General features: G+C 66.4%; 11 protein-coding genes. 7 read left to right on the top strand and 4 right to left on the bottom strand.

Annotation, left to right across the window (positions count from 1 at the left end; all coding sequences use genetic code 11):
* Positions 1 to 27 precede the first annotated feature (27 nt).
* The 3 genes from NYR55_RS08640 (at position 28) to msrA (ending at position 2,260) form a co-directional block, all read left to right on the top strand.
* Positions 28 to 1,227, top strand: coding sequence for a pyridoxal phosphate-dependent aminotransferase (locus tag NYR55_RS08640; RefSeq protein WP_260020831.1), 1,200 nt, complete (start codon positions 28 to 30; stop codon positions 1,225 to 1,227).
* A 158-nt stretch (positions 1,228 to 1,385) separates the two neighbouring features.
* On the top strand, positions 1,386 to 1,532 hold the full coding sequence (locus NYR55_RS08635; RefSeq protein WP_260020830.1) for a hypothetical protein: 147 nt from the start codon (positions 1,386 to 1,388) through the stop codon (positions 1,530 to 1,532).
* 65 nt (positions 1,533 to 1,597) lie between these two features.
* Positions 1,598 to 2,260: a peptide-methionine (S)-S-oxide reductase MsrA gene (gene msrA / locus NYR55_RS08630; protein WP_260020829.1), complete on the top strand. Its 663-nt coding sequence runs from the start codon at positions 1,598 to 1,600 to the stop codon at positions 2,258 to 2,260.
* A gap of 13 nt (positions 2,261 to 2,273) precedes the next feature.
* On the opposite strand, the gene NYR55_RS08625 is transcribed toward msrA, so the two are convergent.
* On the bottom strand, positions 2,274 to 2,678 hold the full coding sequence (locus tag NYR55_RS08625) for a DUF1489 domain-containing protein (RefSeq protein WP_260020828.1): 405 nt from the start codon (positions 2,676 to 2,678) through the stop codon (positions 2,274 to 2,276).
* A 32-nt stretch (positions 2,679 to 2,710) separates the two neighbouring features.
* A complete protein-coding gene (gene mgtE, locus NYR55_RS08620; protein WP_260020827.1) occupies positions 2,711 to 4,117 on the bottom strand; it encodes a magnesium transporter in 1,407 nt (468 codons plus the stop codon).
* A gap of 177 nt (positions 4,118 to 4,294) precedes the next feature.
* Here mgtE and NYR55_RS08615 point away from each other — a divergent pair, with 177 nt between their 5' ends.
* Positions 4,295 to 4,750, top strand: a complete 456-nt coding sequence (locus NYR55_RS08615; protein WP_260020825.1) for a peptidylprolyl isomerase — start codon at positions 4,295 to 4,297, stop codon at positions 4,748 to 4,750.
* A 90-nt stretch (positions 4,751 to 4,840) separates the two neighbouring features.
* On the opposite strand, the gene NYR55_RS08610 is transcribed toward NYR55_RS08615, so the two are convergent.
* Entirely contained in the window at positions 4,841 to 5,725 is an 885-nt protein-coding gene (locus NYR55_RS08610) for a LysR substrate-binding domain-containing protein (protein WP_260020824.1), read from the bottom strand.
* Positions 5,726 to 6,030: 305 nt separating this feature from the next.
* Between NYR55_RS08610 and NYR55_RS08605 the strand changes: the two genes are divergently transcribed.
* On the top strand, positions 6,031 to 8,319 hold the full coding sequence (locus tag NYR55_RS08605) for a CDC48 family AAA ATPase (RefSeq protein WP_260020823.1): 2,289 nt from the start codon (positions 6,031 to 6,033) through the stop codon (positions 8,317 to 8,319).
* A 3-nt stretch (positions 8,320 to 8,322) separates the two neighbouring features.
* Here the strand turns inward: NYR55_RS08605 and NYR55_RS08600 are convergent, their stop codons facing one another.
* Positions 8,323 to 9,612 (bottom strand): MFS transporter, encoded by a 1,290-nt coding sequence (locus NYR55_RS08600; protein ID WP_260020822.1) that lies wholly within the window; start codon positions 9,610 to 9,612, stop codon positions 8,323 to 8,325.
* An 84-nt stretch (positions 9,613 to 9,696) separates the two neighbouring features.
* Here NYR55_RS08600 and msrB point away from each other — a divergent pair, with 84 nt between their 5' ends.
* The gene (gene msrB / locus NYR55_RS08595; RefSeq protein ID WP_260020821.1) at positions 9,697 to 10,098 is read left to right on the top strand and encodes a peptide-methionine (R)-S-oxide reductase MsrB; all 402 of its coding nucleotides are present in this window, start codon (positions 9,697 to 9,699) and stop codon (positions 10,096 to 10,098) included.
* A gap of 63 nt (positions 10,099 to 10,161) precedes the next feature.
* Entirely contained in the window at positions 10,162 to 12,312 is a 2,151-nt protein-coding gene (locus NYR55_RS08590) for a PBP1A family penicillin-binding protein (RefSeq protein ID WP_260020820.1), read from the top strand.
* Positions 12,313 to 12,315 lie beyond the last annotated feature (3 nt).

The raw sequence follows: 12,315 nt of genomic DNA, 5'->3' as shown, positions 1-12,315 counted from the left end.
CCTCTTGATCAACGTCAGGCCAGACCGATGAAGCCCTCTGCCGCGCTCAACCGCATCCAGCCCTCGCCCACGCTCGCCGTCACCTCGCGCGTGCTGGAGCTGAAGCGCGAAGGCGTGGACGTGATCGGCCTGGGCGCGGGCGAGCCGGATTTCGACACCCCCGACTTCATCAAGGAAGCCGGGATGGAGGCGATCCGCCAGAACAAGACCCGGTACACCAATGTCGACGGCACCGCCGAACTGAAGGACGCGATCGTCGCCAAGTTCAAGCGCGACAACGGCCTGACCTATGCGCCCAATCAGATCAGCGTGAACGTGGGCGGCAAGCATACGCTGTTCAACGCGCTGGTCGCGACGATCGATGCCGGCGACGAGGTGGTGATTCCGGCGCCCTATTGGGTCAGCTATCCCGATGTCGTGCAGTTTGCGGGCGGCACGCCGGTGTTCGTGTCCGCCGGTGCCGACCAGCAGTACAAGATGAAGCCGGAACAGCTGGACGCGGCGATCACGCAGAAGACCAAGTGGGTCATCCTGAATTCCCCGTCCAACCCGACGGGCGCGGGCTATACCGCCGATGAGCTGCGCGCGCTGGGTCAGGTGCTGGACCGGCATCCCCATGTCTGGATCCTGGCTGACGATATGTACGAGCACATCGTTTATGACGGATTCCAGTTTGCGACGATCGCTGAGGTGTGTCCGCAGCTGTATGACCGGACGCTGATCCTGAACGGGTGTTCCAAGGCCTATTCGATGACCGGATGGCGCATCGGATTTGCAGCGGGTGCGCCGTGGCTGATCAAGGCGATGGCCAAGCTGCAGTCGCAATCGACCAGCAATCCCTGTTCCATCGCCCAGGCGGCAGCGACGGCGGCGCTGACCGGGGACCAGTCGTTCCTGGCCGAACGCAATGCCGCGTTTCAGAAGCGCCGCGACCTGGTGGTCGCCATGCTGAACGACACGCCCGGCTTCACCTGTCCGGTGCCGGAAGGTGCATTCTATGTCTATCCCGACATTTCGGGCGTGATCGGCAAGTCGACGCCGGGCGGCTTGCGGATCGAGACGGACGAACAGTTCATCGCCTATCTGCTCGACGATTACCGGGTGGCGGCGGTGCAGGGCGCGGCATTCGGCCTGTCGCCGGCATTCCGCATCAGCTATGCCACGTCGGACGATGTGCTGAAGGAAGCGTGCAGCCGGATTCAGGACGCGGTGTCCAAGCTGCGCTGATCCGGCCCGCGCGAAACGCTTTGTTTCGCACCCGAAAGACGAAATTCGCGCAAATCTGACTTGTCCGTACATCCGGCAGTCACGATGTGCCGTATATCCGGTCAGTGCTGGCGCCACGGTGTGCGCAGCAGCCGAAGAAAACAGAGAATAGGTGAGTTATGCGCCGCTTGCTGGCCAGTGGGTTCACGCACAAGTTTCTTGCCGGCTTTGCGCTGGGCGCGGTGCTCGTGCTGGGCGTACAGCAGGGCATCGATCTGGACCCGTCGATCCCGCAGGCCGCGGCTGAAACCACAAGCGCGCGCTGAACGAACCTGTTGTCGACAGGATCGGGCGTTGCAATGATGCCGCCGATCCGCCGGAGACAGGCATGATGAACCGCTGGACCCTTCCCCTCGCCCTGTCCGGGGCAGCCATTGCCGCCGTGACGCTGATCCCCGTTGCCGGGCATGCCGAACGCGCCGTGCCGATCCCGGCCCCGGCGACGGACGTACCGCGCGCCGCGGGATTGCAGACGGCGGTGCTGGCCGGCGGCTGCTTTTGGGGCATGGAAGCGGTGTTCGAACAGGTGAAGGGCGTGAAGGATGTCGTCAGCGGCTATGCCGGCGGCACAAAGGCGACCGCGACCTATAACCAGGTGCTGACCGAGACGACGGGCCATGCCGAGGCGATCCGCATCACCTATGATCCGGCGGTGGTCAGTTACGGCACGTTGCTGCGCGTCTATTTTTCGGTCGCGCATGATCCGACGCAGCTGAACCGGCAGGGACCGGATGCCGGGCCAAGCTATCGCAGCGCGATCTTTCCGCAGAACGCCCAGCAGCAGCGCGTTGCCGCCGCCTATATCCAGCAACTGGGCAAGACCAATGCCTGGGGCAAGCCGATCGTGACCAAGATCGAGCGCGGGCAATTCTATCCGGCCGAGGCCTATCACCAGGATTTCGCCCGGCGGAACCCCGGTCACGGCTATATCGTGCGGTGGGACAAGCCCAAGGTGGCCGCGTTCAAGGCCGGGTTCCCGTCGCTGGCGCGGTAACGCCCGCTGACGATCAGATCAGGCCGAGGCCCGCCAGTTCGCCGACCAGCGTGGTGGGCATCGCGTCCAGCCCCGCCGCATTGCCGCCGCCCATGTCGGGCGGGGCATCCGCCCCCTCCAGATAGCGCCAGCCCTGATGCGCGCGTTTCGGCGCGGGCTGGATGCGGACCAGCGGCAGGCCGATCAGGATGTTGACGCGCCCGCCCTCTGCCTCAGCAAAGCCCAGGATCGGATTGCGGGCGACAAGCTGATGCTTGATGATCCAGAACAGCGATCCCTGGCCCGCAATCTCTTCGTGCCGTTTGGGCAGATAGCGCGTGGTGAGGCCAATGGGGCTGGCACCGCGCACGTTCAGCCGGTCGATCAGATGGTCAAGGCTGGCCGCGCCGAACGCGACCTTGGTCAGGTGAAGGGGCATGGCCGCCATCTGGGGATGCCGGGGGCGGCCGATCAAGTCCCCAGCGGCAACAGCGCGGTGGCAAGGCCAAGAAAGACGAGAAAGCCCATCGAATCGGTCGTCATCGTGACAAAGATCGACGAGGCGATGGCCGGATCGGCCCGGTACCGTTCCAGCGTCAGCGGCACGATCACGCCCGCCGCCCCGGCAATGACGATGTTGCCCAGCATCGCCATGGCGATGACGACGCCCAGCAGGCTGTTGTGGAACAGGATGGCGACGGCAAAGCCGATGATCCCGGCCACGCTGGCCCCGTTCAGCACGGCGATGGACATTTCCCGCTTTACCGCGCGCCAGGTGTTGGACGAGGTGAGCTGATTCATCGCCAGCGCGCGCACCGTCACGGCCAGCGTCTGGGTGCCCGCATTGCCGCCCAGCCCGGCGACGATGGGCATCAGCACGGCAAGTTGCCACATCCCGTCGATCGCATCGCCGAACAAATAGATGATCGTGGACGCGACGCTGGCGGTGACCAGATTGGCGAGCAGCCAGCGCACGCGGCCGCGATAGCTGTCCAGCACCGGCTGGTTGATGTCGCCCTCGCCCGCGCCGGACAGACGCAGGATATCCTCGCCCGCCTCTTCGGAAATGATGTGGACCACATCGTCGACGGTAATCATCCCGACCAGCCGGCCGCTGCCATCCACCACGGCGGCGGAGATGAGGCCATATTTCTGAAACCGGAGCGCGACCTCTTCCTGATCCATGTCCACGGGAATCAGCGTCTGTTCGCGCTTCATCACGTCAGCGATCGAGACGGATCGCGGGGCGCGCAGCACCCAGGACAGGTGACAGGTGCCGACCGGGTGATGCGCAGGATCGACAACGAACACTTCCCAGAAATCGGTGGTGAGATGCTCGTCCGCGCGCAGGAAATCCAGGACATTGCCGACCGACCAGTGTTCCGGCACCGCGATCAGTTCGCGCTGCATCAGGCGTCCGGCGGATTCCTCGGGATAGGACAGCGCCTCTTCGATGGCGGCGCGGTCATCGGGATCCAGCGCGCGCAGCACGGCGCGCTGATCCTCTTCCGTCATGTCCTCGATGATCGCGACTGCGTCGTCGGTATCGAGTTCGGCGGCCAGATCGGCGACTTGCGATGCGGTCAGCGCCTCGATCAGTTCGTCGCGGACCCAGTCGTTGAGTTCGGCCAGCACGTCGCCGTCGATCAGCCCGTGAATGGCCGAGGCCAGCGCCGCGCGCTGATCCGCAGGGGTCAGTTCAATGAGGTCGGCAATGTCGGCGGGGTGAAGCGGTTCAACCCGTTCGCGCGCGGTTTCCTCGTCCCCCGCCTCGACCGCGTCCAGCACGGCGCGGACGAATTCGGGTTTCAGCCGGTCATCCTCGTCCAGTTCCCGGCCATCGGTTTCGATGCCGTCGGGAAGTTCGGTCTCGCTCATGCCGGCCTCCCTTGCTGTCCGTGCCCTGCCGACCCCTAGCTGTTGCAGTGCACTGTGCCAATCGCGCTGATCGCCCCTGCGGTAACGCCCCTTTCCCGTATTTGCCAGCATGGCGGACGGGCGGTATGGCCACAGCCATCAGCCACCCCCCTTTCTGTAGCAGGAGTATCCCCGTTCATGTCCGAAACCTTTTCCAAGCTCGTCCTGACGCTCGACACGGGCGAAGTGACGATCCGTCTGCGCCCCGACCTGGCCCCGGCCCATGTCCAGCAGATCGGCGAGCTGGCCAATGAAGGGTTTTATGACGGGGTGGTGTTCCACCGCGTGATCGCCGATTTCATGGCGCAGGGCGGCGATCCGTCCGGCCGCGGCATCGGCGGGTCGAGCCGGCCGAACCTGAAGGCGGAATTCAACGCCGAACCGCATGTGCGCGGCACCTGTTCGATGGCGCGCACCGCCGATCCGAACAGCGCGAACAGCCAGTTCTTCATCTGCTTCACCGACCTGCCGTTCCTGGACCGGCAGTATACCGTGTGGGGCGAGGTGACCGACGGCATGGACGCGGTCGATGCGCTGCCCAAGGGCGAGCCGCCGGCCAATCCGGGCAAGATCGTCACCGCCCGCGCGAGCTAAGTGTTTTGCGGCACCGGCCCGCGCGCCCGCTCCACCCATTTCGGAATATCCTGACCATGGGTGGGGCAGCGGGCCGGTGCCGCAACCCGATCAGACCGCGCCCAGCGCCTCGATCAGCCAGTCGTGGAAAATCCGCACCGGCCGCTGATTGAGTGCGCGCGGGCGACACACGAACCAGTAGCTGTACGCACTGTCGACATCGAGATCGAACAGCTTGACCAGCCGATCATCGCGCGCATCGGCATAATGGCTTTCCAGCATGAAGGCGACGCCGATGCCCTGGGCCGCGGCCTCCAGCATCAGCGAGCCTGAATCGAAATGATCGACCGCCATCGGCACCAGTTCGTCCAGCCCCGCCGCCTGGCGCCATTCGACAAAGGTATCCGGCATGTCGCGATGGACCAGCACGGTATGCCGTGACAGCTGGCGCGGTTCGACCAGCGGGTTCGGCCCGTCGACCAGACTGCGCGCGCCGATGACGTGCACCTTGTTCCGGTCCAGCCGGCGGGCGTAAAAGGCTGGTTCCACCATCGGAGCCAGGATGATCGCCACGTCGATCCCGTCGCCCAGCCGCGCCAGGCTGTGCCCGCCGGTATCCACATCCAGATGCAGTTGCGGGTGACGGGCGCGCAGAGCGGGCATTTTCGGGATCAACCGCTGTGCGGCGAACAGGGGCAGGACGTTGAGGCGCAGGCGCATCACCTCTGTCCCGCTCATCATCGTTTCGACGGCATCGGACAATCGGTCGATGGCAGGCGCGATCTGCGCCAGCAGGCGTTCGCCGTCGTCGTTCAGCCGCAGCGCCTGATGCCGTCGTTCGAACAGTGGCCGGCCGACAAAGCGTTCCAGCGCCTGGACCCGGCGGCTGAGCGCGGGCGAGGACAGCGACAATTCCTCTGCCGCCGCCTTCAGCGAACCCAGCCGCGCGACCTGCACAAAGGCTTCGATCGCGGTCAAGGGCGGCAGGCGTCGCATTGCATCATATTGCGGTGCATCATAGCGGCTTGCAAGAGGCAGAAGCCGGGCGATCGTTACGGGATCAACCGCGCAATCCCGCGGTTCCCGGTATCAGTTGCAGAAAATGCAATAAAGCGTGATCATTTCGCACTTGCACAATCGCGTGCTGCATTGCACACAGGACAGGCCTTTCAGGCATCCTCTCCTAAACTTTTCCGGCCGATCCGCATGACGGGTCGGCCATTTTTTTTGCCCTGCCCTCCCGGTACGCCGGCGCTTTTCCTATCTGGACCGTTCTATAGGCGAACGGAGGACAATCGCGCATGGCCGATGAGGAAAAGCCGGTTCACCGGTTGCAGGTGGCGCACGCCCGTGCGGAGGATAGCGGCCGTGGCCTGGCCCACCTGCCCCGCGCACTGATGGCGACGCTGGCCCTGGCCGAAGGCGATGTGATCGAGATTGTCGGCAAGCGCGCGACCCCGGCCCGCGCCGTCTATCCCTATCCCGAGGATGAGGGGCTGGCGATCCTGCGCATCGACGGGTTGCAGCGCGCCAATGCGGGCGTCGGTTCGGGCGATTTCGTCGAGATCCGCAAGGCCGAGAGCAAGGCCGCGACTCGTGTCGTGCTGGCCCCCGCGCAGCAGAATCTGCGGCTGCAGGGGTCGAGCCAGGCGCTGAAGCGCACCTTTTTCGGGCGGCCGCTGTGCCAGGGTGACATCGTGGCGACGGTCGGCCAGCAGCGCGTGTCCGACATTCCGCCGCAGGTGGCGCAGCATCTGCGCGCGCCCGCCTATGCGCTTCAGGAAATCCGCCTGTCGGTGATCGCGACCACGCCGCGCGGCGTGGTGCATATCGATCAGGATACGGAAATCGAGCTGCGCCCCGATTATGAGGAGCCGGCGGACGCCCGCCGGGCCGACGTCACCTATGACGATATCGGCGGCATGGGACCGACCATCGACCAGCTGCGCGAGATGGTCGAGCTGCCCCTGCGATATCCGGAGCTGTTCCAGCGGCTGGGCGTCGATCCGCCCAAGGGCGTGCTGCTGCACGGGCCGCCGGGAACGGGCAAGACGCGGCTGGCCCGCGCCGTCGCCAACGAATCGGATGCGCAATTCTTTCTGATCAACGGGCCGGAGATCATGGGTTCGGCCTATGGCGAATCGGAAAGCCGGCTGCGTCAGGTGTTCGAGGAAGCGGCCAAGGCATCGCCCAGCATCGTGTTCATCGACGAGATCGATTCGATCGCGCCCAAGCGGGACCGCGTGTCGGGCGAGGCGGAAAAGCGGCTGGTCGCGCAGCTGCTGACCCTGATGGACGGGCTGGAGGCGCGGGCAAATGTCGTCGTGATCGCGGCCACCAACCGGCCCGATGCGATTGACGAGGCGCTGCGCCGGCCGGGCCGGTTCGACCGCGAGATCATCATCGGCGTGCCGGACGAGCCGGGGCGGCGGGAGATTTTCGGCATCCATACCCGCGGGATGCCGCTGGATACCAATGTCGACCTGGACGAGCTGGCGCGCACGACGTTCGGCTTTGTCGGGGCGGACATTGCCGCGCTGACACGGGAAGCGGCGATCGAGGCGGTGCGGCGGATCATGCCGCGCCTGAACCTGGCCGAACAGACCATCCCGCCCGAGGTGCTGGACAGCCTATGCGTCGAGCGGCGCGATTTCGTCGAGGCGCTGAAGCGCGTGCAGCCAAGCGCGATGCGCGAGGTGATGGTGCAGGCGCCGACCATCCGCTGGGACGATATCGGCGGGCTGGACGATGCGCAGATGCGGTTGAAGGAGGGGGTCGAGCTGCCGATGCGCGATCCCATGGCGTTCCGGCGGCTGGGCATCCGGCCGGCCAAGGGATTCCTGCTCTATGGCCCGCCCGGCACCGGCAAGACATTGCTGGCCAAGGCGGTGGCGCGGGAGGCCGAGGCGAATTTCATCGCGACCAAATCCAGCGACCTGCTGAGCAAATGGTATGGCGAGAGCGAGCAGCAGATCGCCCGGCTGTTCGCGCGGGCGCGGCAGGTGGCGCCATGCGTCATCTTTATCGACGAGCTCGATTCGCTGGTCCCCGCGCGCGGCGGCGGCATGGGCGAGCCGCAGGTGACGGAGCGGGTGGTCAACACCATCCTGGCCGAGATGGACGGGCTGGAGGAATTGCAGTCGGTCGTCCTGATCGGCGCGACGAACCGGCCCAACCTGATCGATCCCGCGCTGCTGCGGCCGGGGCGGTTCGACGAGCTGATCTATGTCGGCGTGCCGGATCAGGCGGGGCGGGCACGCATCCTGAAAATCCAGACGGAAAAGATGCCGCTGGCCGATGACGTTGACCTGGACGACATTGCCCGGCGGACGCCGCAATATACTGGCGCGGACCTGGAGGATGTGGTGCGGCGTGCGGGCCTGATCGCGCTGCGCGAGCGGCTGGATGCGGTGGCGGTGACGGCGGCGCATTTCGATGCCGCCATCGGCGAATCGCGCGCATCGGTGACGCCGGACATGGAGGAGGAATATCGCGCCATGTCCGACCGGCTGAAACAGGGGGCGATGGCGATCCAGCCGATCGGGTTCATCGCACCCGGCATGGTCGAGGGGCGCGGGCCGAAGGGATAGGCGCTAGGCCCGGCGGAACTGGATGAGCGCATAGCCGAGCAGCAGGAGCAGCGCGGCGGCCGCAACGCCATAGGGCAGCGGCCGCCATAGCTCGTACATCGCCACCCCGATCGATGGGCCAAGGACAAAGGCCGCGCCGTTGATCGACGTGACCTTGCCAGCCACTGATCCCTGTGCCGATGCGCCCACCGCCAGCGAGGCACCGGCGGTGAAGCCCGGCCGGACAAAACCGAATCCCATCGAGGCGAGGGCAAAGCCGGTGGCGATGGGATAAAGGCCATTGGCCAGCGCGATCCACGCACAGCCAATGGCGGCCAGCAGGCTGCCCCACAGCACCAGCGCGCGGGGCGACAGGTTGAGGATGGGGATGATCCCCCATTGCACCAGCAGCGCAGCCCCCGCCCCCATCATCAGGACGATGCCGGTCGGTTCCAGCGCCGCCGAGGGCGCCAGCGCCAGCCGGTCGATGATCAGGAAGCCGATGGCCTGTCCGGCCATGGCCTGGGCATGGCCGGCGACCAGGCCGATGATCGTCCAGATGCGGATGCGCGGATCGAAATAGCCGAGCTGTTCCCCCGCATCGGCCAGCGCGGCGGTGACGGCCGCGCCCGAGCTTTGTCCGCCGATGCTGGGATAGCTGTTGGCCGCGCCCTTTGCCGCGGGATCGCCCATCCCCTGAACCGGCAGCAGGCGCATGACCGTCAGCCCGACGACCGCGCCGACCAGCGCGAACATGAAGGCCGGACCGGAAAGGCCGATTTCCACGCCGCCGACGGACCCGAGGACGAGATAGGGCGCAAAGGCCGGGCCAAGGATGGTGCCAAGGCCAAAGGCGGAACCGATCAGGGCGAGCGCGCGGGTGCGATCCGCGCGGCTGGTGCGCGCGGCGACGATGGCCTGCACCGCCGGCGGGGCCGCCGCGCCGAACATCCCGTAGATCAGCCGCCCGCCGACAAAGAAGACAAAGGCAGTGACCGGCGCGATCCAGCCGTTGATCCCGGCCATCAGGAACAGGCCGCAGACGAGGATCGAGGCGGTAAAGCCCCAGATGCCGAGCAGCACCATCGCCCGGCGCCCCTGCCGGTCGGCCCGCCGCGCCCAGAACGGCGCCGCCACCACCCAGAGCAGCGCCGAGACGGAAAAGGCCGCCGCAACCGCGCTGTCCGCCACACCCAGCGAGCGGCCGAGCGCGGGCAACACCGATTGCAGCGCGGTATTGCCCGCCGCGATGACCAGCATCACGGCGAACAGCAGCGCGAAATCGCGGTCGATCTGCCCCTTTCGGCTGTGCATGACCCTGTCGATGAACCGCCGAGCGTGCGAATACAAGCGCGGCGGACGATTGACGATCCACGTGCGGCACCACACATCGCCCCTATGGAAAAACTGATCCTGTCCGATGCCGAATGGCGCGATCGCCTGTCCCCCGCCGCCTATCAGGTGCTGCGTCAGGCGGGGACCGAGCGGGCCTTTGCCGGCGCGCTGACCGACAACAAGGGCGATGGCATCTATGTCTGTGCCGGGTGCGGCCAGCCCTTGTTCGACAGCGCCGACAAATATGACAGCGGATCGGGCTGGCCCAGCTTTACCCAGCCGATCACCGAGGACGCGCTGACCAATCATCGCGACACCAGCCATGGCATGGTGCGGGTGGAATGTGTCTGTGCGCGGTGCGACGGGCATCAGGGCCATGTGTTCCCCGACGGCCCGCCGCCCACGGGCCTGCGTTATTGCATCAACTCCGTCGCACTGGAATTCCGGCCGCGCGACGCGGACTGACGTCATGGTGCCCGAAAGGGCGCTTGTTTGCCGCCCGCGCGCGGCCTATTCACCGCGTCATCCATGGTAAAGCGCAAGACATCGGCAAATCCTTCCCGCTGGCGGCGCATCTTGCTGTGGGCGGTCGGCATCGGTGCGGCCATCGGCATCGCCGCGCTGATCGCGCTGATCATCGCCGTTTATTCCGCGCGGGCATCGCTGCCGAGTTACGAGGCGCTGAAATCATCGCCCAATGGCCAGATGATCCGCGTGCGCGCGGCGGACGGATCGGTGATCCTGTCGCTTGGCCCCAGCTATGGCGAATGGATCCCGCACGACCAGATCCCGCGCCCGATGCGCGAGGCGATGATTGCGGTGGAGGATCGCCGGTTCGAAAACCATCCCGGCGTCGATCCGGTCGCACTGGCGCGCATCGCCAAATTCGCCTGGGACAATTGGGGCAATGGCCGCCGGTTGCAGGGCGCGTCCACCATCACGCAGCAGGTGGCGCGGACGATATTCCTGTCCAACAAATATGATGTCAGCCGCAAACTGCAGGAAATGGTGCTGGCGCTGGCGCTGGAGCGCAAGTTCAGCAAGGAACAGATCCTGGAGCTGTACCTGAACAAGGTCTATTTCGGCGGCGGCGCCTATGGCATCGATGCGGCGTCGCGGCGGTTCTTTGGCCATCCCGCCACCGAATTGTCGCTGGGCGAGGCGGCGGTGATCGCCGGGCTGGTCAAGGCGCCGTCCCGTTATTCCCCGTCCGCCGATGCAGAGGCGGCGGTGGGCCGGGCCGGGGTTGTCCTGGACCTGATGGTCGAAACCGGCGCGATCAGTCAGGCAGAGGCCAATGCGACCACGCCCAGCGAGGTGCGGCTGATCCCGCAGCCGCGCGAGAACAGCGTGCGTTATTTCACCGACTGGGCGTTGCCGCAGCTGGAACTGCTGATCGACGAACGCGAGGCGCCGCTGGAGGTGTGGACGACCATCGACCTGAACATGCAGCGCGCGGCGGACGAAGCGATCGACCGCAACGTGCCCCGCGGGGCGCAGGGTGCACTGGTTTCGCTCGATTCGGACGGCGCGGTGCGGGCCATGGTGGGCGGCACCGATTACGTCACCTCCATCTACAACCGCGCGACCCAGGCGCAGCGGCAATCGGGGTCGGCGTTCAAGCTGTTCGTCTATCTTGCCGCGCTGGAGGCGGGGTACAAGCCCGACGACATGGTGGTGGACGAACCCGTCACCATCAACGGATGGAGCCCGCGCAACAGCAATGGCCGGTTTGTGGGCGACGTGACGCTGCGCACCGCCTTTGCCTATTCACTGAACACCATCGCCGCCAAGCTGGGCGAGGAAGTCGGCTTTGGCACCGTCGCGGACATGGCCCGCCGGTTCGGGGTCACGTCGCCGATCAATACCCAGCCCGCCATGGTGCTGGGCACCGCCGACGTGCGCCTGATCGACATGACGCGCGCCTTTGCATCGGTGGCGCAGAACGGCGTGGCCGTCGCCCCATATGGCATCACGCGCGTGACCGCGAACGGCGTCACCATCTATTCCCAGGAAGTGGATACGTCGCGCGTGCTGGTCGCCCCGTTCGTCGCGGCGCAGATGACCGACCTGTTGCAGACCGCGGTCAACACCGGCACCGGCAAGGCAGCGCAGATCGGCCGGCCGGTGGCCGGCAAGACCGGGACGACCAGTTCCAACAAGGATGGATGGTTCCTGGGCTTTTCCAGCGGGCTGACGACCGGGGTATGGATGGGCCGCGACGATGCGCGCGCCGTCAACGGGTTGCAGGGGGGGACGGCGCCCGCCCGCGCCTTTGCCTCGTTCATGAAGCCCGCCGTTGCCAACCGGCCCGTCGTCCCCTTTGCCACCGAAGTCACGCTGCCCGAATGGCAGACCGAACCGGATGCCGAATCCTATTACGGATCGCCGGACAATGGCAGTTTCGTGGATGAGGACGGTAATCCGGTGGGCGAGGGGGCCGGGTCCGGCTATCCCGGCGACGACCGGCAGCCCGGCCCGCAGCAGGACGAGAGTTTCGACGATTTCCTGGACCGGGCGACCAAGGGGACGGGCGGGGAACAGCGGCCAGCGCGCGAACCCGCGCCGGGTCCGCAGCGCATCATCACGACCGTGCCGACACCCCAGCCGCAGCCCCGATATCGCGAGCCGCCGCCGGTCGCCCGCCCGACGCAGCGCCCGCCGACCGGCGAGGAATGACGA

The sequence above is a fragment of the Sphingomonas sp. BGYR3 genome, from assembly GCF_025153455.1.
GTDB lineage: Bacteria > Pseudomonadota > Alphaproteobacteria > Sphingomonadales > Sphingomonadaceae > Sphingomonas.
Note: the sequence above shows the minus strand (reverse complement) of the source record. Positions and strands in the feature narration are given on the sequence as shown.